Annotated in this window: 22 protein-coding genes; 10 read left to right on the forward strand and 12 right to left on the reverse strand. The window is 56.5% G+C overall.

What is annotated here, in order from left to right:
* Positions 1–131: 131 nt before the first annotated feature.
* The 6 genes from M987_RS13470 to hpxO all read right to left on the reverse strand — a co-directional run bounded on the left by M987_RS13470 (position 132) and on the right by hpxO (position 5,367).
* Positions 132–767 carry a DUF421 domain-containing protein gene (locus M987_RS13470; protein ID WP_014069653.1) on the reverse strand — a complete coding sequence of 212 codons (636 nt, stop codon included), beginning with the start codon at positions 765–767 and terminating at the stop codon, positions 132–134.
* Between the two features lie 9 nt (positions 768–776).
* Positions 777–1,223, reverse strand: coding sequence for a DUF3290 domain-containing protein (locus M987_RS13475; RefSeq protein WP_014069654.1), 447 nt, complete (start codon positions 1,221–1,223; stop codon positions 777–779).
* Between the two features lie 286 nt (positions 1,224–1,509).
* Positions 1,510–1,947 (reverse strand): VOC family protein, encoded by a 438-nt coding sequence (locus M987_RS13480; RefSeq protein ID WP_014069655.1) that lies wholly within the window; start codon positions 1,945–1,947, stop codon positions 1,510–1,512.
* 235 nt (positions 1,948–2,182) lie between these two features.
* On the reverse strand, positions 2,183–3,148 hold the full coding sequence (locus M987_RS13485; RefSeq protein WP_014069656.1) for a PDR/VanB family oxidoreductase: 966 nt from the start codon (positions 3,146–3,148) through the stop codon (positions 2,183–2,185).
* A 12-nt stretch (positions 3,149–3,160) separates the two neighbouring features.
* A complete protein-coding gene (hpxD, locus tag M987_RS13490) occupies positions 3,161–4,195 on the reverse strand; it encodes a molybdenum cofactor-independent xanthine hydroxylase subunit HpxD (RefSeq protein WP_014069657.1) in 1,035 nt (344 codons plus the stop codon).
* Positions 4,196–4,212: 17 nt separating this feature from the next.
* On the reverse strand, positions 4,213–5,367 hold the full coding sequence (hpxO, locus tag M987_RS13495; protein ID WP_014069658.1) for an FAD-dependent urate hydroxylase HpxO: 1,155 nt from the start codon (positions 5,365–5,367) through the stop codon (positions 4,213–4,215).
* Between the two features lie 240 nt (positions 5,368–5,607).
* Here hpxO and uraD point away from each other — a divergent pair, with 240 nt between their 5' ends.
* Both uraD and uraH read left to right on the forward strand, forming a co-directional pair.
* A complete protein-coding gene (uraD, locus tag M987_RS13500) occupies positions 5,608–6,108 on the forward strand; it encodes a 2-oxo-4-hydroxy-4-carboxy-5-ureidoimidazoline decarboxylase (RefSeq protein ID WP_064555868.1) in 501 nt (166 codons plus the stop codon).
* Positions 6,105–6,428 carry a hydroxyisourate hydrolase gene (uraH, locus tag M987_RS13505; protein ID WP_014069659.1) on the forward strand — a complete coding sequence of 108 codons (324 nt, stop codon included), beginning with the start codon at positions 6,105–6,107 and terminating at the stop codon, positions 6,426–6,428. The genes uraD and uraH overlap by 4 nt, the downstream gene beginning before the upstream one ends.
* Here the strand turns inward: uraH and guaD are convergent.
* Positions 6,408–7,724, reverse strand: a complete 1,317-nt coding sequence (gene guaD / locus M987_RS13510) for a guanine deaminase (protein ID WP_014069660.1) — start codon at positions 7,722–7,724, stop codon at positions 6,408–6,410. The genes uraH and guaD overlap by 21 nt on opposite strands.
* Positions 7,725–7,826: 102 nt before the next feature.
* Entirely contained in the window at positions 7,827–9,323 is a 1,497-nt protein-coding gene (locus M987_RS13515) for an NCS1 family nucleobase:cation symporter-1 (protein ID WP_014069661.1), read from the reverse strand.
* A gap of 144 nt (positions 9,324–9,467) precedes the next feature.
* On the opposite strand from M987_RS13515, the gene M987_RS13520 reads away from it, so the two are divergent.
* From M987_RS13520 to puuE, 3 genes are read left to right on the forward strand one after another with little or no spacing between them, the layout of a single operon-like run.
* Positions 9,468–10,184 carry a GntR family transcriptional regulator gene (locus tag M987_RS13520; protein WP_014069662.1) on the forward strand — a complete coding sequence of 239 codons (717 nt, stop codon included), beginning with the start codon at positions 9,468–9,470 and terminating at the stop codon, positions 10,182–10,184.
* Entirely contained in the window at positions 10,184–10,927 is a 744-nt protein-coding gene (gene hpxA / locus M987_RS13525) for an allantoin racemase (protein WP_014069663.1), read from the forward strand. Before M987_RS13520 ends, hpxA begins: the two co-directional genes overlap by 1 nt.
* A gap of 16 nt (positions 10,928–10,943) precedes the next feature.
* Positions 10,944–11,876 (forward strand): allantoinase PuuE, encoded by a 933-nt coding sequence (gene puuE, locus M987_RS13530; RefSeq protein ID WP_014069664.1) that lies wholly within the window; start codon positions 10,944–10,946, stop codon positions 11,874–11,876.
* 57 nt (positions 11,877–11,933) lie between these two features.
* On the opposite strand, the gene hpxZ is transcribed toward puuE, so the two are convergent.
* The 4 genes from hpxZ to hpxW are packed head-to-tail and all read right to left on the reverse strand — an operon-like array spanning position 11,934 to position 15,487.
* Positions 11,934–12,320: an oxalurate catabolism protein HpxZ gene (gene hpxZ, locus M987_RS13535; RefSeq protein ID WP_014069665.1), complete on the reverse strand. Its 387-nt coding sequence runs from the start codon at positions 12,318–12,320 to the stop codon at positions 11,934–11,936.
* Positions 12,317–13,708, reverse strand: a complete 1,392-nt coding sequence (locus tag M987_RS13540) for an AtzE family amidohydrolase (RefSeq protein ID WP_014069666.1) — start codon at positions 13,706–13,708, stop codon at positions 12,317–12,319. The genes hpxZ and M987_RS13540 overlap by 4 nt, the downstream gene beginning before the upstream one ends.
* Positions 13,705–13,893 (reverse strand): oxalurate catabolism protein HpxX, encoded by a 189-nt coding sequence (hpxX, locus tag M987_RS13545; protein ID WP_014069667.1) that lies wholly within the window; start codon positions 13,891–13,893, stop codon positions 13,705–13,707. Before hpxX ends, M987_RS13540 begins: the two co-directional genes overlap by 4 nt.
* A gap of 10 nt (positions 13,894–13,903) precedes the next feature.
* Complete coding sequence (gene hpxW, locus M987_RS13550) at positions 13,904–15,487, reverse strand: oxamate amidohydrolase (protein WP_014069668.1); 1,584 nt, start codon at positions 15,485–15,487, stop codon at positions 13,904–13,906.
* 142 nt (positions 15,488–15,629) lie between these two features.
* Between hpxW and hpxU the strand changes: the two genes are divergently transcribed.
* The 5 genes from hpxU (at position 15,630) to M987_RS13575 (ending at position 19,497) form a co-directional block, all read left to right on the forward strand.
* Positions 15,630–16,469 carry a MurR/RpiR family transcriptional regulator HpxU gene (gene hpxU / locus M987_RS13555; RefSeq protein WP_014069669.1) on the forward strand — a complete coding sequence of 280 codons (840 nt, stop codon included), beginning with the start codon at positions 15,630–15,632 and terminating at the stop codon, positions 16,467–16,469.
* 202 nt (positions 16,470–16,671) lie between these two features.
* Positions 16,672–17,454, forward strand: coding sequence for a transporter substrate-binding domain-containing protein (locus M987_RS13560; protein ID WP_014069670.1), 783 nt, complete (start codon positions 16,672–16,674; stop codon positions 17,452–17,454).
* A 3-nt stretch (positions 17,455–17,457) separates the two neighbouring features.
* Complete coding sequence (locus M987_RS13565; RefSeq protein WP_014069671.1) at positions 17,458–18,123, forward strand: amino acid ABC transporter permease; 666 nt, start codon at positions 17,458–17,460, stop codon at positions 18,121–18,123.
* Positions 18,123–18,779: an amino acid ABC transporter permease gene (locus tag M987_RS13570; RefSeq protein WP_041162207.1), complete on the forward strand. Its 657-nt coding sequence runs from the start codon at positions 18,123–18,125 to the stop codon at positions 18,777–18,779. Before M987_RS13565 ends, M987_RS13570 begins: the two co-directional genes overlap by 1 nt.
* Complete coding sequence (locus M987_RS13575) at positions 18,760–19,497, forward strand: amino acid ABC transporter ATP-binding protein (RefSeq protein WP_014069673.1); 738 nt, start codon at positions 18,760–18,762, stop codon at positions 19,495–19,497. The genes M987_RS13570 and M987_RS13575 overlap by 20 nt, the downstream gene beginning before the upstream one ends.
* Positions 19,498–19,500: the final 3 nt, after the last annotated feature.

The following is a 19,500-nucleotide window of genomic DNA, read 5'->3' on the forward strand; positions in this document are numbered from 1 at the left end:
TTTAGACATCCGGGGTGGGCAAAACTCAAATGTCAGCTTTGTGCCAGGAGCGGACGTTAATGTCAGTGTTCTCAGGCAGAGGCACACCAGAAATGGCTGCCTCCTGATAAAATGGTGTTGATTTTTGGATGTTATTTTTCATATCCGTATAAATTAATCCTACCCGACAAGTACTCGCCTAAATATACTTCACTGATTTTACTGAAGCCTTTCTTTGTAACTTCAGTTTCTAACCATTCGCTGTCTTTATTAAGGATTTCTAACAGGTCATGGTTGGCCAAACCGTCCACTATAATTGGGTAGCGTATATTTTCATCGCCACTTTGTATGATGGTTAATTGCCCATTTTGTTCGAGAACGACGCGTTTTAGTTGTTCTATCTCATAAATTCCATTTGCTCTTAATTTGAACATCAGGTCATTTGCAGAAACGCCATTCCGTAAACACTCCTTAACATTAACACTGCCATTGTGTACTAAGGTAATCGGTTTGCCATCAATTATCCTTTTAATTAATCGGTTGTTTTCCTTTAGGAATTTAAGAGCAAAGACCAAGAGGGTCCATATGATTAGGACCAGAATGAATTGAAGGACCGTTATAGATTCGTTGTAAATTACGCCTCCTATAATTCCCCCCAGCACATAGTTTTGAACCTGGTCCATTGCAGATGAGGGGGCCAGATTTCCTTTCCCCATAAGATTTATTTGAACAATTAAACACAATATCCCCAGTCCCAACTTGATAATGATAGGTAAATAAATTATCATTTCCACACCTCAGTTTGTTATGATTTCTATTTCTGGGTTTACTAACGAAACCTCTACTAAATTGTATGTTTTTTGATCTGGGCTCAAATTGACGCGATAAAAAACATCACTAATTTTAACGATAATGCCATCAGAGAGTTGTACGGAACTGGAAAATATAGCATTTACATTCACATCTTTTTTTTGTGATAGGAGCCTAACAAAATTAACCATTTGTGAGGATTGGGAATGTATATTTTGACTATCAGTATAATCAGCATATTGAACACCCGAAATGAAGAGCAAAAACAAGAAAACTATGATTGTTAAGTCACGATATTTGGTTTGCAGGCGATGACGCATATACAGGCTAAAAACAACGATCAAGATAAATAAAGTACTAAATATAACTATGTATTTTAAATAGTCATTGATATTAGACTGCATTTGTAGATAATCTATGCTATAAAATTTCATATAAGTTTAATCCCTAACCCCTCAAAACCACATTTTTATTATAGTAAAACATTTCCATTATTCGTTATGGTGTAACTTAGTAGCTAATTATTAGTTATCAACTGAAATTGGTCATTATCCTTAAGCCAACTATAGTGACTTGCTTGTTATGACTCAAGGCATCTCAATGTTAGTAGCATTCAGAACTTCCGTTCTTCGCTCATGTCGGGTATTAACCATTCTTCCATACAGGTTACTCCCTACCTGGAAAAGAATTCAGAGTATAAATAATCTTCTAACATACTGATTAGTAAGATGTAAGATCTCGAATTACTTCGAGCCCAACTTGTTGTCCATAAGAAAGCTCCAGAGTATTACCGTCAGGGTCCGCGAAGAAAACGTAATAACCCACAGGTTCTCCAGCATCTTCAGGCTCTTTTCGTAACACGCCCTCAACTCGAGCCATACCTATTTTCCTGTCAATTTCTTCGCGGTCGGCACAGGCAATGCCCAGATGGCCGAAATGACCCAACGGGGTGTCAGTCACGTTGTCCGCCTGAACTAAAACAAGCGCAAATGGGCGAGTGTGATCGCTTAGCCATGCCACTTTACGTGCATCCGGAACATCAGGTTCGCGCCGGTGGACAACAGACATACCGGCATAGCGCTCATAAAACGCAATACTTTTATCTAATTCTCTTACGACAAAAGCGACGTGCGTAAAACCAACATCTATCTCTTTCATATTTATGATTTACCTATCCGGAGCCAATAGCTTTTACTCTAAAACCTTAAGTACACTTCAGGTCAAGTTATTAAACTGTCCCTCATCTACCAGATTTTTAATGTCCGCTTTTCGCTCAAAGCAGACCTTCAGTTCCAGAAGATTGTCCGCTTCGTACCAGACGCTACTAACATCAGGGTGTATTAATCAACGGGGGAGCAAGTCATTTATATCAACCTTTGCTCCCGCCAACACCTCACAATCCAATCACCAGCTCCCCCGAATGGCTCCGCGAGCAGCACAGCGCCACCTGCTGATCCCGTGCGCTTTTCTCCTCTGCCGATTGCACGGTATCCCGATGGTCCACCACGCCGTCGATAACCGGCGTCAGACATGCGCCACAAATCCCCATCTCGCAGGACAGCGGGACCGCCACGCCATTTTCCAGCAAAACCTGAGCAATCGTTTTATCCGCAGGCACGGGCCAGCGTTCTCCGGTTGATGCCAGGGTGACGGTAAACACATCGCCAGTGTGTGCGTTAGCAGTGGGGGCTACGGGCTGGAATGCCTCACTGTGGATATGCGTTGCTGCCCAGCCTTTCCCGGCCGCTACGTCACGGACTTTGGCCATAAATTCGAGTGGGCCGCAGGTGTATACATGTAACCCGTCATGCGCTGCGGGCAGATCCTGGCTAAGCCGCGCGCGTGGGCTTTCTCCCTCGCAGGAGGCGTGAATGATGCACTCGCCGTTACGCCACCCATCCGACACTTCACGGACAAACGCCGCGTTTTCACGTTTTTTAACGTAATAGTGCAGGGTAAATGGCGTGCCAGAAGCCTCAAGCTGAAGGGCCATTGCATACAGCGGCGTAATGCCAATCCCCGCCGCCAGCAGCACAACCCGGTCTGCCTGATGAAGCGGAAACAGATTGCGCGGAGAGGAGATAACGAGCTTCTGCCCCGGTCGCAGCGTCTCGTGGATATAACGCGAACCCCCGCGTGACGCCGTTTCTCGCCCGACGCAGATAAGATAGCTTTCATCCCCACACGCCCCGGTCAGAGAATACTGGCGAATAATCCCGCAGGGCAGATGCACGTCAATGTGCGCCCCGGGCTGCCAGCCAGGCAGGGTTCCGCCGTTGTCTGCCACCAGCCTGACGGCCAGGCTCTTGTCGCCCTGGCGCCACAGCCCGTCAACAATAACGCTCAGCATCTCGCTCATCTTGTCCCTCCGTCATACCAGGAAAAATTCGCCAAAGCCCATCTTTTTCAACCCACGGCGGTAGGCGATAGAGCTTCTGTCCGCAGGAATATGGGCTTCGAGGGTTAAATCCAGCGGCAGGCTTTCCGGGCGCTGGGTTTCCACCATCAGGCGATCTTCCTCAAAGATGCGCAGATTAAAGGCATGAACATCTTCCACCGGAATATGCAGGTCAAAGTTACGCGCAATAGGAGCGAACATCCGCGTTACGCGTGATGACACGGGCGAGGCGGCATTCATGATCACCAGTCGGGCATCGCCGGGAAAATGGATGGTCAGCGTGGCGGTAAATGGCAGATGCATCTCAAAATGACGCAGCCATTCGAAACCTTCTGGTGCCTGCACATCCGAACTGGCGGGGTAGTTACTCACCGAACTCCAGTAATCGGCGACAAAGCCAAAGCCGGTCTCCTGCGGCTGATAGGCGGGCACCTGCTGGTTATCCGGGTCGGCAAAGGTGGAGGTGTGGATCCACGCGAAATGGGCGACATCGAGAAACCCCTCGACCTGGCGACCGGCAAAGCCGTTTACCTCAAACGCCGGGCAGTTGATCTGCTGAAAACCGTCGTCATCCCAGTGCGGCATGGTAGGCAGCGGCACCGGGTTTTCCGGGTCAAACGCCAGACAGGTCCAGATCAGGCCAAAGCGCTCTTCAACGGCGTAGTTAATCAGATTTAGTTTCGCCGGTACGGGCTGGTCGGGGCTGGAGGGTATACGGTTACAGCGGCCATCTTCCCCAAAGCGTAAGCCATGATAGGGGCAGATAATCCCGTGTTCATCGTGAAAGCCCAGCGTCAGCGGCACGCCGCGGTGGGGACAAACGTCCCGGGCGACCACCACCTGGTCGTTAATCCGGTAGATAACCAGCTGTTCATCCAGCAGAGTGGCTTTAACCGGAGCCGGGCCGATGTCGCACGCCCGGGCAACCGGGTGCCAGCATTTTGCCAGACGCAGCCAGTCCTCTGGCTCAAACGTGCAATGGGCTGGTGGCGTTGGGTGTTTTATCATGGTTGTCACTCCTGTGTTCAGCCTAATGGGCCGCCCTGAATGGTGTCGCACAGACCGTTAATAATGCGCTCGCCGGTCTCCTCGCGAAGCTCCTGATACCAGGCCCGGGTCAGCGCCATATCTTTACCGTGGGTGATATCGCAACGTTTGCGGGCTTTCAGCACCAGGTCGCGAACCCGGTCGCAGCGCAACGCTTCGTACTGGCGCAGCGCCAGGGCAATGTTGTGGTTGTCGCGCACGCAGTCGCCCAGCACCACGGCATCCTCCATGGCGGCACAACCGCCCTGGCCGATATCCGGCGTGGTGCTGTGTCCCGCATCGCCCAGCAGCGCCACGTTGCCGCGCACCAGGCTGTCGAATGGTTCAATATCGTGGATTTCGATGCGGTTGGTCGTCTCAGGATCCAGCGCGGCGATAAGCTTCTGCACCGGCGGTGCCCAGCCGCGGAAATAGCCGCTGAGATCGGCTTTAAGGGTAAGACGATCTTCCGCCAGACCCGCGGGGAGCGGGACATCGAAAAAGAAATAGAAACGCCCGCCAGAGACCGGCATCAGCGAGACGCGCTTGCCTTCTCCGACAAACGTGGTCCACTGATGAGCAGGAGCAATGTCCTCGTCGATCTTCACCAGACCATTCCAGTTAACGTATCCGGCGTAGCGGCGTTCCGGGGTATACCCCAGCACATACGGGCGCACCGCCGAGTGGCTACCGTCAGCGGCAATCAGAAAATCACCCGTTGCCGTGGTGCCATCGGTAAAGGTGACGGTCACGCCCGCGTCATCTTCGCGGACGCGTTCAACACGCTTACCAAACTGCACCGCGTCTCGCCCCCAGAAATTGAGCATTTCGCGCTGCAATTCAGCCCGCGAGACAGGGCAAGGGCGACCGCCGGTGCGTGCCACCAGCGGAGCAAGGCTGAAACGGGTCAGGGTATCGCCGCGCAGGTGATCCTTATACGCCATAAAACGCATTGGCCCGCCGTAGGTTTCGATCATCTCCCCCATACCAAGATGCTTCATACATTTCACCCCATTGGGCCAGATGGAGATGGCCGCGCCAACGGGTTTGATCTCTTTCACGGCCTCAAAGACGGTACAGTCAATCCCGGCTTTCTTTAACGCCACGGCCGCGCTCAGACCACCAATTCCCGCCCCAATGACAATCGCTTTCATGCTTATCTCCTTTTGCAGGGTGTCATGAGAGTGAGCAATTTGCGTACCAGGATGCAGAGTGGAGAAAAGGGCGTTGTGACGGGCCGTTATGCACTGTTAAGGTGCGTTACGATGGTGAGAGTGCCTGTTTATGAATCAATAATTTCCAGTTTTGCGCTACGGAATCAACTGTTTCACACCCGGCATAAGAGTGGCGTGTTTTGTGCAACATGGCGAAAGGATAATTTCAACGGAGCGACCATGACGGCACTGCATGACTTTAATCAACAGCGGTATGAAGACGCGCTGGCACACCTACTTCCCTGCGTGGCGATCCCCGCCTGGGCCGAGGCACTGGTGCGCGGGCGTCCTTACCCCAGCCGGGATGCGCTGTTCGATGCCGCCAGTGCATTAGCACAGCAGTGGGATGAAAATGCCCTGACGCTTGCCCTGAGCGCGCATCCGCGTATCGGCGAGAAACCCGCGGGTACGCAAGCTGAGGCAGCGCTTTCGCGCCAGGAGCAGGGGGCCGTTAATGAGAACGACGCGGCGCTCGCCCGGGCATTGCGGGAAGGCAATGCCCGCTACGAGGCGCGCTTTGGGCGCGTGTTTCTGATCCGCGCGAAGGGGCGCAGCGGTGAAGACATTTTACAGGCGCTGGAAGGGCGGCTGAAAAACACCAACGCGCAGGAAGTGCAGGCCGCACTGGAACAACTGCGGGAAATTACCTTATTACGGCTGGAAGGAGTGATTGGCGAATGAGCACCTTAAGCACCCATATTCTGGATATTTCGACAGGAAAACCCGCCCAGGGCGTGACGGTGCGTCTGGAACGGGACGGGCTGGTGATTGCCACCGGGACGACCAATAGCGCCGGGCGCATTACGGAATTCATGGCGCACCTGCCTGCAGGCCGTTACCGGCTGGTGGCCGACATTGGTGCCTGGTTTACTCAGACCGGGCGCGAGACGATTTACCCCTGTGCGCAGATTGATTTTGTGACTAAAGAGGCGGCAGATGAGCACTATCATCTGCCGTTTGTGATTGCGCCAGGCGGGTGGTCAACCTACCGCGGCAGTTGACCACACCTGCTCGCCGTTGACCCAGGTTTCGCTGATATTGCGCTCATCGCCGAGCGTCATCAGCACAAAGAGCTGCTCGTAAATATCTTTGCAGCGGCCGTTGCGCAGGCGCTGAAGCGGCGTCACGGCCGGGTCGATAACGATAAAGTCGGCCTCTTTGCCCGGCGCAAAATTGCCAATTTTATCGTCCAGTCGCAGGGCGTGCGCGCCCCCCAGGGTGGCGTGATAAAACGCTTCGCAGGCTTGCAGGCGGTAGCTCTGCAACTGGCCCACTTTGTAGGCTTCACCCAGCGTACGCAACATGCTGAAAGTGGTGCCGGCCCCGACGTCGGTGCCAATGCCCATCCGCACCTTGTGCTGCCAGCAGGCGGGTAAACGAAACAGCCCGCTGCCAAGAAACAGGTTGGAGGTTGGGCAAAACGCCACGGCGGAACCGGTGTCGTGCAGGCACTGCCACTCGCTGTGGTGCAGGTGAATGCCGTGAGCAAACACGCTGCGCTCGCCGGTCAGGCCGTAGTGGTGATACACATCCAGATAACGTTCGTGCTCCGGCCACAGATCGCTCACCCACGCTACTTCGTTGGGGTTTTCGCTCAGATGGGTCTGCATCCACGTATCGGGAAACTCCTCTCTGAGCAGGCTCACCGCCGCGAGCAGTTCCGGGGAAGAGGTTGGCGCAAAGCGTGGCGTAATGGCATAGCCTAAGCGTCCGCGGTGGTGCCAGCGCTGGATAAGCTCCCGCGTTTGCCGGTAGCTCTGTTTGGCGGTTTCAGTCAGGTAGTCAGGCGCGTGCCTGTCCATCATCACTTTCCCGGCAATCAGCCGCATGTTGAGGCGCAATGCCTCGGTAAACAGTGCATCGACAGATTCGGGATGCAGGGTGCAAAACACCAGCGCCGTGGTTGTGCCGTGGCTTATCAGCTGGTTAATAAAAAATTCCGCGATCTCCTTCGCGTAAGCCTCATCGGCAAACAGGCTCTCCACCGGGAAGGTGTAGGTCGTCAGCCACTCCAGCAGCTGCTCGCCAAATGCGCCAATCATCTCCGTCTGGGGATAATGGACGTGGGTATCGATAAAGCCGGGCAGCAGCAGCTTGCCTCGCAGGTCAGTGTAACCTTTGTACGGGGCAAGGAATTGCTCGCCCTCCTGCCAGCTCATCTGCGCCAGAATTTTACCGTTGTGAATAAACAGCAGCCCATCGTCAAGATAGCGGGCGTGGCGGGGGATAGCCTCTGCGCTGTCACAGACCTGGGAAACATCGAAAAATGCACCGCGGATCGCTGTCTGGTAATCCATCATGGTTCCTGCCTTATTGTTTGCGTAGCGGGGTCATGAGTACGAGCAAAAAGGGTGCCAGCTTGAGAAAGGCCGCAGAAGGTCTGCGGCCAGGTGAAAGGATTACTCTTTTTGCGTCGCCACGCGGGAGTTAAATTGCGGGGCGGTAGCCGCTTCGCGGTCTTCACGCGCCAGCCAGCGGTAGGTCACACCGCCCAGGAAGACGCCGATAAACCAGCTAAAGTTCGCCACTTCATGCAGGGCCGGGATAAAGCTAATCACCAGGCCTACGGCAACGGACGGAACCAGCGCGCCGATGGCTTTCGGGTTAAAGCCGTTGCGATACCAGTATTTCCCTTTTGGCGTGTCATCGAACAGGTCATCTACAGAGACTTTCCCGCGCTTAATCAGGTAGAAGTCGGCAATCAGGATGCCGAACAGCGGGCCGATAAAGGCGCCGAGCACGTCCAGGGTGTAGTGGATAAGCTCAGGCGAGTTGAACAGGTTCCACGGGGTTAACAGGATCGAGCCGACAGCCGCAATCATCCCCCCGGTGCGGAAGCTGATCTTCTGCGGCGAGCAGTTAGAGAAGTCGAATGCCGGGGAGACAAAGTTCGCCACGATGTTGATCCCGATGGTGGCGGTGATCATGGTCAGCAGGCCAATGGCCACGGCCAGATCGTTGCCCACGCGGCTGACGGTTTCAATCGGATCGGTGATCATGCGGCCAAACAGCGACTGCGTGCCGGAGACAATCACCACGGTAACGATGGAGAACAGCAGGAAGTTAAACGGCAGGCCCCAGCGGTTTCCACGGCGAATTTCGCCCATGCTTTTGCCGTAGCGCGAGAAGTCACCAAAGTTGAGCAACGGCCCGGAGAAATAGGACACCACCAGCGCCGTGGCGGTGATCATCTGCCAGGTTTGCTCGCCCGCGCTCAGGGATTTGCTGGCGAGGGTAAAGGAGATCCCGTCAAAGCCGGTCTTGTATACAATCCAGCCTGCAAGCGCCAGCATCACCACATAGACCGCCGGGCCGGCAATATCGATAAAACGCTTAATGGCGCTCATACCGTGCCAGAAGACCATCGCCTGCAACACCCACATAATGGAAAAGCAGATCCAGCCAAGATGCGACAGGCCAAGGAACGAACCGGTGGTCAGTGCCGCCAGAGAAGGCCAGAATTTCAGCGCCACCAGCATCAGGGCGTTGGCGGCCAGGTAGGTCTGAATGCCGTACCACGCAAAGGCGATTAGCCCGCGGATCACCGCCGGAATGTTCGCCCCAAAAACGCCAAATGCCTGACGGCTGATCACCGCGTAAGGCACGCCGGCCATCTGGCTCGGTTTAGCCACCAGGTTGGCGCACAACTGCACAATACAAATCCCCACCAGCAGGCAAAGCAGTACCTGCCAGCTTGCCAGCCCGAGCGTAAAGAAGCTCGCGGCAACCACATACCCCCCCATGCTGTGCACGTCGGACATCCAGAAAGAAAAGATGTTGTACCAGCTCCAGTTCTGGTCACGCGTTGGTGCCAGATCCTCATTGCAAAGCCGTGGGCTGTATACCGCACCGGAATCAGCGGCCGAACCTTGCTGCGCGTTTTGTGTATTTGGCATGAAACCTGCTCCTGTGAATGAAAACCCGTTAAGTGGGAGTGCAAACGGTGTTGCAGGATCCAGGCCAAAATAATAAATCTTGTATGCAATATTTTATTTTTATGTATACGATTCGATAGCGAAAAGTAAAAAGTGGAGTGGGTAATGAACAACGTAAACAGTCTGCACGCCGCGCCAGACCTGCAAGACAAAGACGAATCCATCTTTCAGGCGCTGATGACCGCGATTGTCGAACATCAGTTGCTGCCTGGAAGTAAATTGCCGGAAGAGGCGCTGGCCGAGGTCTTCGGCGTGAGCCGTACGGGTATCCGCAAGGTGCTGCAACGACTCGCGACTGTGCAAATGGTCACGTTAACGCCCAAACGTGGTGCACATGTCGCCAGCCCGACGGTGGAAGAGGCACAGCACATCTTTCGTACGCGCGCTCTGCTGGAGGTCACCAATCTGCCGGACGTGCTGGCCCACTGCCAGCCGCCGCACCTTGCTGCGCTGGAAGCTATTATTGGCCAGGAGCAGCAGGCACACGAGGCTTACGACGGCCCGGCGGCGATCCGCCACTCTGCCAATTTCCATATCCAGCTTCAGGCCATTTCCGGCAACCAGGTACTGACGGAGATGGTGACAAGCCTTAGCCAGCGTTCCTCACTGGTGATAGCCACATGGGGTGCGCCGTGGCGCCAGGGTTGCCGTTGCAACGATCACGAACAGCTTGTTGAGCTACTGCGCCAGAAAGCGCTCCAGCCGCTCAGCGATGCCTTAATGCACCATTTTGAACATATCGTCGCCAGCCTCTGTTTTGAACGGGCGGGCGAGTGCCTTCCTGATTTTGCCCGGCTGTTTGCCGGCCACAAGGAGTCGTAATGTCGTCTGTTTGTATACAAGTGATCAATCCCAACACCAGCCGTGGAATGACGGAAACCATCGGCGCGGCAGCACGCGCGGTGGCAGCGCCGGGCACGGAGATCCTCGCGGTGTGCCCGGATGAAGGCGTGCCGTCGATTGAAGGACACTTTGATGAAGCCATTGCGGCCGTAGGGGTGCTCGAACAAATCAAGAAAGGCAGGCAGCAGGGCGTGGATGGCCACGTTATCGCCTGCTTTGGCGATCCGGGGTTGCTGGCTGCGCGTGAGCTGGCGCAGGGGCCGGTGATTGGTATCGCAGAAGCCGCCATGCATATGGCGACGCTGGTGGCGACACGATTTTCGATTGTTACCACGCTGCCGCGCACGCTGATCATCGCCCGGCACCTGCTGCACCAGTATGGCTTTCATGATCACTGCGCAGCCCTGCACGCGATCGATCTCCCGGTGCTGGCACTGGAAGACGGCAGCGGTCTGGCACAGGAAAAGGTCCGCGCACGCTGTATTCAGGCGCTGAAAGAGGATGGTTGCGGCGCAATTGTGCTGGGGTGTGGCGGCATGGCAACGCTTGCCCAGGAGCTCACGCGTGAGCTGCATGTTCCGGTGATCGACGGCGTGAGCGCGGCGGTGAAGATGGTCGAATCGCTGGTAGCACTTGGGCTATCCACCAGTAAACACGGCGATCTGGCGTTCCCGGAAAACAAAGCGTTAAGCGGTAAATTTCAGGCACTGAATCCATTTTAATTTTGAGGGGGTCGCAATGGCGCTTTTTGAACAGGATTACCCGCGGGATCTGCGTGGCTACGCAGGCAAGCCGCCGCACGCGCAGTGGCCGCAGCAGGCGCGTATCGCCGTGCAGTTTGTGCTTAATTACGAAGAAGGAGCCGAAAACCACGTATTACACGGTGACGCCGGATCGGAACAGTTCCTGTCAGATATCATCGGCGCAGCCAGCTACCCGGACAAACATATGTCGATGGACTCCCTCTACGAATACGGCAGCCGTGCCGGGTTCTGGCGGATCCACAATGCCTTCAGCCAGCGCGGCCTGCCGCTGACGGTCTTTGGCGTGGCGATGGCGCTGGCGCGTCATCCCGATATTGTCGACGCCATTAAAGCGGCAAATTACGACGTGGTCAGCCACGGCTGGCGCTGGATCCACTATCAGAATATGGACATCAACCAGGAGCGGGAGCATTTGCAAAAGGCGGTGCATGTGATGACCGATCTGTTCGGCAAGCCGCCTACGGGCTGGTATACCGGGCGGGACAGCCCCAATACCCGTCAACTGGTGGCGGAGCACGGTGGCTTTGACTACGACAGCGACTACTATGGCGACGATTTACCCTTCTGGACCGAAGTGGCGTGCAGCGATGGCACCCGCAAACCGCACCTGATTGTGCCTTATACGCTGGATACCAACGACATGCGCTTTGCGACCGCGCAGGGATTTAATACCGCCGAGCAGTTTTATACCTACCTGAAAGACAGTTTTGATGTGCTGTATGAAGAGGGGGAAAGTGCGCCGAAGATGATGTCCATCGGAATGCACTGCCGCCTGCTGGGTCGTCCGGGACGTTTTCGCGCGCTGCAACGGTTCCTCGATTATATCCAGCAGCACGACAAGGTATGGGTCTGTACCCGCCAGCAAATTGCCGACCACTGGCGGGAAGTGCATCCGTTTCAGAAGTAATTGTGCCATGTTTTGCCGGGTGGCGGCTGTGCCTTACCCGGCCTACAACTCAACACATCACGCCATCAAACTCACCTGCGCCGCCACGATGCGCCAGCCGTACGGAAAACGCACCCACGTTTGTTGCTGACGACCAATCCGCTCAGTCCCTTCGCGGGTAAATTCGGTGCTGCACACCGCATGATCGTCCCCGAAGGTGGTGATAACCGTATGGCGCAGGGTTCGCTGCAACCCGGCGGAAGGGCGCGCCGCACGAAAGGCGCGGATTTCATCGATCCCGTACAGGTTTTCACCCGCGCCCAGCCGCACCGTGTTTTTATCGTGCCAGAACAGTTCATCCAGCACCGCAATGTTGTTGCTCACCAGCGCATCTTCGTAGCGGTAAAACGCGGCCGTGACCTCAGCAACCACCCACGGGAGGTTTACGTCATCGTGATTCATCATTGTGCTATCTCCGCAGGGCGGGCATCGGTTATCCCGCACGCTTCCAGTACCCGCGCCACACGCAGGCAGGCCTGTTCATTAAAAGGCGCCGCAATCAGTTGCAGGCCAATGGGGGCACCGTGCGCCGTGCGCAGTGGCACCGTGGTGACGGGTAAACCCAAAAACGAAATCGGCTGAGTCAACATGCCCATACTGGCGCGAACCGGCAGCGACTGGCCGTTAATTTCCATGGTCTGCTCGCCAATCAGCGTGGCGCTGCGGGGTGTCGCCGGGGCAATTAACACATCGGCCTGGGAGAATAACGTTTTGAACGCCTGCCGGGCGTGGGCGCGGAAACGCTGGGCCTGAATATACCAGGCGGAGGGGATCATCGCCCCTGCCAACAGTCGTTCGCGAGAATGAGGCTCAAATCGCGCGGGCTGACTTCGAAGCGCAGGCAGGTACTGATTTCCCCCTTCAGATGCGCTGATGATAAACGCCGCTGAGCGGGCAAGCTCTGCATCGGGGAACAGCAGTTCATCGTGAGCATCCAGTGCTTTCGCCACCCGCGCAACGGCGGCCCGGGCATCGGCGTCACACCAGGTACTGAAATAACCGCCCAGTACCGCGCAGCGCAGGCCATCCAGCCCGCGATCCAGCAGCGGGCGGGTTTGCTCTCTCGAACTGTCGGCCTGGAAACTGTCGCTGCTGTCGCGCCCTTGCAGCGCATCATATACCGATGCCAGATCGCTGACGCGGCGGGCAAACGGCCCGATATGATCCAGGCTTGCAACAAACGGATGGCTGCCGGAACGTGACAAGCGACCAAAGGTCGGTTTCAGGCCATATATCCCGCACAAGGAGGCCGGTACGCGAATCGAGCCGTTGGTGTCAGTGCCGAGCGAAAAATGGACCAGCCCTGCGGCGACGGCCGCAGCTGATCCCCCGGAGGAGCCCCCCGCAATACGCTTCAGATCGTGTGGGTTGTGCGTTGCGCCGTAGTGACTGTTTTCGGTGGTAAACCCGTAGGCGTAAGCATCCATATTGACCATCCCGGAAAGCAGCCCGCCCGCACTACGCAGCTGGCGCACCGCAAAACTGTCGGCGGCGGGGCGCTGGCTGAACAGCTCAGCCCCGGCAAGGGTAGTGTGCCCGGCGACATCAAACAGGTTTTTGACTGCATAAGGAATGCCCGCCAGCGGCGGCAGAGGGCGTTTTTCCCGGCGCAGGGTGTCGATATTCTCGGCTTCGGCCAGCATTCGCTCGGCGGTGATCGCCGTCCACGCGTTGAGCTGCGGGTTGATGCGGGTAATGGCATCCAGCGTCTGACGGGCGATTTCACCAGCGCTCAGTTCGCCGGTGCCCAGGGCCTTCTGGATAGCGCTGATACTCATCTCGTGTAGCGTCATGCTTTGTACACTCCTGCGATCTCCTGGCGGTCATCGAGCGGTAACGCCATCAGCGGTGCGGCCATGCTGGCTATGCGGCTGAACTGCAACTGAAGCTCGGCCCGGCGGGCATCATCCAGTTCAACGCCCAGTACGGATTCCATCTGCGCAAGGTATGCGCTCCAGTCGGGTGATGTGGTGTTCATGGCTATCTCCTTAGTATCCGGCGGCGGAGCCGTTGCTGCGTGGGTCGAATGCCCCTTCAAACAGGCCGTTGGGATGGCGAACAATCGCCCCTGCATGCCCCATGGCTTCGCTAAAGTCCGGGAACACTTCTGTTTCGTGACCCAGCGCCTGTAAGCGGGCGAGCGTCTGCGGTGAGACGCGCCCTTCCAGTTTTAAGGTGTCAGAGGTTTGTCCCCAGGTGCGCCCCAGCAGCCAGCGCGGCAGGCTGATGCTCTCCTGAAGCGGCACGCCCTGTACCACATAGCGGGTGAACAGCGCCGCCTGAGTTTGCGGCTGCCCGTCGCCCCCCATCGAGCCATAGACCATCACGCGCCCATCGTGCAGGCGTGCGGCCGCCGGGTTCAGGGTATGGAAAGGCTGCTTTCCCGGAGCCAGCGCCAGAAGATGATCCGGGTTGAGGCTAAAGGACGCCCCGCGGTTTTGCCAGACGATCCCGGTATCCGGCAGGACCACGCCGCTGCCGAACTCGTGATAAATACTCTGGATAAACGAGACGGCAAGCCCGCTGTTATCCATCACCCCCATCCAGACCGTATCGCCTGGGCCTTTGCCGGTGCCCCAGTGGGCGGCCTGGCTGTCGTTAACCCGGTCAGCGAGCGCGTCCAGTTTGGCGGGTGCCAGCAGGCGCTGGATATCGGTTTTCAGTTCCCGTGGATCGGTAATGTGCGTATCCCGCAGCCCAAAGGCCAGTTTGGTGGCTTCGACGATGCGGTGAATGGTGGTGGCTTCGTCGGCATCGGCCATTCCGAGGCGGTCGGTGATCCCGAGTATCGCCAGCGACACCAGTCCCTGCGTCGGCGGCGCCAGATTCCAGACCTCACCCTGCTGGTGCTGCAATTTGAGCGGCGTGGTACGTCGGGCGACGTGTGCATTCAGGTCTGCAAGGGTCACGGGCAGGCCAAGTTTCTCCATTCCACGCGCCAGACATTCCGCCAGCGGGCCACGATAAAAGCTGTCCAGACCGTCGTCCGCCAGGCGTTTCAGGGTGGCGGCCATCGCCGGTTGGTAAAAACGGCTCCCGACCCGGGGCGGTTTACCGTCGATAAGCCAGGTTTCCGCAAAACCGGGCAGGTCTTTAAGCTCGTCGAATTTACTGGCCGTGGCGCTGGCCTGCGATGCGGTGACCGGCGTACCGTTTTGTGCGTAGTCAATGGCATCTGCCAGCAGGCGAGCCAGCGGCAGCGCAGTGCCACGCATTTCGTGCGACACCTTAAGGGCTTCGTCCCATCCGCTGACCGTTCCGGCCACGGTCAGCGCCGCACGCGGGCCGCGATGGGGGATTTGCATCAGGCCATCATAGGCCGTAAGTGTCGCCAGCGAACCTGCCGCGCCGCTGGCATCAATGGCAATGGGCTCACCGCCGGGCGGGACGATAAGCCAGAAACCATCGCCGCCGAGGCCATTCATATGGGGGTAAACCACCGCGATGGTGGCTGCGGCGGCCACCATCGCTTCAATGGCGCTGCCGCCGTCGCGCAGAATTGCCAGCGCGCTCTGGCTGGCAAGATGATGGGGGGCGACGGCCATTCCGTGTGTGGAGACATTACTGTGCATGGGGAGTCCTCATGACCCTGAAAGTCACAAGGTGCTGCAAAAGCTGTTCCAGTTCTGAAAGAAAAGTTTCAGTAAACTGGCACGGATAATGAAACGTATAATAAAAGGCAAAATGTGATGAAACAAAAGTTACAGGGGCGCTATGGAACAGTTGGATGAACGTCTGAAAGCACAATACCCGTCATTGTCGCCGCAGGAGCAGCGGGTGGCGGATTTTATCTTCGATCACTTTGACGACCTGATTAGCTATAACAGCGCCGAGCTGGCGCAGCTTAGCGGGGTGTCGAAAGCCACGGTGAGTCGGCTGTTTAAGCGCCTGGGCTATGAGAAATATAAAGACATGCGCGATGAACTGCGCACGCTGCGCCAGAGCGGGATGCCGTTAACCGACAACCGTGATGCGGTGCAGGGCAACACGCTGCTGGCACGTCATTATAAGCAGGAGATGGCGAACCTGACCCAGTGGGTAAATGCGCTCGATGCCCAACAGTTTGCCGAGGCCATGGCCTGCATGGTGAAGGCGCGGCGGGTGGTGATTATCGGGATGCGCAATGCCTATCCGGCGGCGTTGCACCTGCGCCAGCAGCTGTTACAGGCGCGCGGGCAGGTGCTGGTTTTGCCCCAGCCTGGGCAGAGCCTGAGTGAAGAGCTGGTGGATCTCACCGCCGACGATCTGGTGGTGATGATGGCGTTTCGCCGCCGCCCGCGCATTATCCGCCCGCTGATGCAGCAGCTACAGACCCGCGGGGTTCCGGTGTTGCTGATGTGCGAACCGCAGGCCCACAGCCTGTTCCCGCTGGCGAGCTGGCAGCTCTGCGCCCCGCTGGACAGCGTATCGGCTTATGACAGTTACGCTTCGGTGAACAGCCTGATTAACCTGCTGGCTAACGCCTTCCTGCATGAGATCCTCGACAAAGGCCGCCCGCGTATTCACGAAATAGCCTCCCTTTATCATCAGCTGGACGAGCTGGAGCAACGATAATGGGGCATCAGGCTGGTGCTTTGCATTAATTTGGTGCAATTTGGCAGGGCGGAAAAGACATGTTTTTCCGCCCTGTTTTCATTTATTCCGCATGGTTTATGAATTTCTAACAAAATTTCCCGTTTCACCTTGTCTGGCACATTAGTTGCAAAAGTTAATTCAAAGAATCTTTTGTTTCATGCTAACGTAACGGGTAAACACCATGAAAAAACTGTTGATTGCACTGGCCGGGGCCGCTTGTCTGTTCACACAACTGCCAGCAAAAGCTGACCAGCTTCAGGATATTGAAAAGCGCGGTACGCTGCGCATCGCCGTCCCGCAGGACTTCCCACCGTTCGGCTCGGTTGGAACCGACCTCCAGCCGCAGGGTTACGACATTGATATGGCGCGCTATCTGGCAAAACAGATGAAGCTCAAGCTGCAACTGGTGCCAGTAACCAGCGCCAACCGCGTGCCATACCTGCAAACCGATAAGGTCGATCTGGTTATCTCAAGCCTGGGCAAAAACGCCGAACGTGAAAAGGTGATCGACTTTAGCCGTGCCTATGCGCCTTTCTTCCTCGGCGTATTTGGCCCGAAAGGGGCTGAGCTGAAAGATGCCGCCGCGCTGAGCGGAAAAACCATCGGCGTGACGCGTGGTGCGGTGGAAGACATGGTGCTGACCAGCCTGGCACCGAAAGATGCCGAGGTGAAACGCTATGAAGACAACAACACTACGCTGTCGGCCTACCTTTCCGGCCAGGTGCAATATGTGGCAACCGGCAACCTCGTGGTGGCGGCGATTTCACGCCAGAACGCGGATAAAGCGCCGGTGCCGAGCTTTATGCTGAAAGACTCACCGTGCTTTATCGGCCTGAAGAAAAACGAACCGGCCCTGAAAGCAAAAGTGGACGCCCTGATTGAGCAAGGGATCAAAGACGGCACGCTGAATGGGCTGTCTGAGCAATGGCTGAAAGCTCCGCTGCCGGCAAGCCTTGGCGTATAAGGCATGTCTGAGCAACTGCATTTTTCTGAGCTCTGGCCGCACTGGCCGGAGCTGCTGGCAGGGCTGTGGGTCACCATTCAACTGACCGTGATGGCGACCCTCGGCGGCCTGGCAATCGGTATTTTCGGGGCGGCCATTCGCAGCGGGCGGGCGACATGGTATAGCCGGATCTGGGGCGGGTACGTGGAAATTATCCGTAATACGCCGTTTGTGGTTCAGCTGTTTTTTATCGTTTTCGGCCTGCCGAATATGGGGCTGAAAATGACCGCCGGGGAAGCGGCGCTGCTGGCGATGGTGGTGAATCTGGGGGCGTACAGCACCGAGATCATCCGCGCAGGTATTCAGGTGACGCCAAAAGGGCAGTGGGAAGCCGGGCGGGTGCTGGGGCTAACGCGTTTGCAGACCTTTATCCGGGTGGTGTTACCGCCCTCGCTGCAACGTATTTATCCGGCGCTGGTGAGCCAGTGCATCATCGTGATGCTGGGCTCGTCGGTGGTGTCACAGGTTTCTTATGAAGAGCTGACCTTTGCCGCCAACCTGATCCAGTCCAGAACCTTTCTGAGCTTCGAGGTCTATCTGGTGACAACCGGAATTTACTTAGTGCTGTCGATTACCCTGCGCCAGTTGATGATGGCAGCAGGGCGGAAATGGCTGGGGGTACAGGCATGATGACCACCTTTACCGACTGGGACATTATTCGCAATTTGCTGCTCGCCGGGCGCTGGACGGTATTGCTGTCGCTGGTGGCGTTTGTCGGCGGAGCGGTGGTGACACTGCCGCTGTTACTGCTGCGCATGACGGGCGGTCGCACGGTAAAACACCTGATCCGCGGCTATATTGAGCTGTTCCAGGGCACGCCGCTGCTGATGCAGCTGTTCCTGGCCTTTTTTGGCGTGGCGTTGTTTGGTATCGACGTTTCACCCTGGACTGCGGCGTCGCTGGCGCTGACGTTCTACACCAGCGCCTTTTTGCTCGATATCTGGTTTGGCAGTATTTGTGCGCTGCCAAAAGGGCAGTGGGAAGCCTCGCGCTGCCTGGGATTAAGCTTTGGTCAGACCCTGTTTCGCGTGGTCGCCCCGCAGGCGTTACGCATTGCAATTGCCCCCACGGTGGGTTTTGCCGTGCAGGTGATTAAAGGCACAGCGCTGGCGTCGATTATCGGTTTTATCGAGCTGACCAAAGCCGGGACGATGCTGACCAACGTCACGTATCAGCCGTTTAAAGTCTTTGCGCTGGTGGCGCTGGGCTATTTCATTCTGTGTTACCCGCTGTCGCGCTACAGCCGTTATCTGGAGACTAAATTCAATGCCTCTCATCACCATTAATCAGGTGCAGAAGTTTTACGGCGATAACCACGTGCTCAAGGGTGTGGATCTGGATATTGACATGGGCCAGGTGATTTCGATTATCGGGCGCAGCGGGTCCGGCAAAAGTACGCTGCTGCGCTGCATCAACGGTCTGGAAGGGTATCAGGACGGCAGCATTAAGCTTGGTGGCATGACCATTACCGACCGGGATTCCCAGGCGCGTGAAATCAGCCGTTCGGTCGGGATGGTGTTCCAGAACTTCAACCTGTTCCCGCACATGACCGCACTGGAAAATGTGATGCTCGCGCCGCGCCGGGTGCTGAAGAAAAGCGCCGCCGAATGTCGGGCGCTGGCGCAGCAGATGCTGGAGAAAGTCGGATTAGGCGATCGGCTGGACTATTACCCGTCGAGCCTCTCCGGCGGCCAGCAGCAGCGCGTGGCCATTGCCCGCGCCCTGGCGATGACGCCAAAAGTTTTACTCTGTGACGAGATAACCTCGGCACTTGATCCGGAACTGGTGGGCGAAGTGCTCAGGGTGCTGGAGCAGCTGGCGGCAGAGGGGATGACGCTGATCCTCGTCACCCATGAAATGAATTTTGCCCGCGAAGTGGGCGACCGCGTGGTGTTTATGCATCAGGGGAAAGTGTGGGAGCAGGGCGACAGCAAAACACTGTTTGCTAACCCGCAGACCACTGAACTGAAACAGTTTATCTCCTCCGTGCGCGGCCTCAATTAACCT

It is taken from the genome of Enterobacter soli ATCC BAA-2102 (genome assembly GCF_001654845.1).
GTDB classification, from domain to species: domain Bacteria; phylum Pseudomonadota; class Gammaproteobacteria; order Enterobacterales; family Enterobacteriaceae; genus Enterobacter; species Enterobacter soli.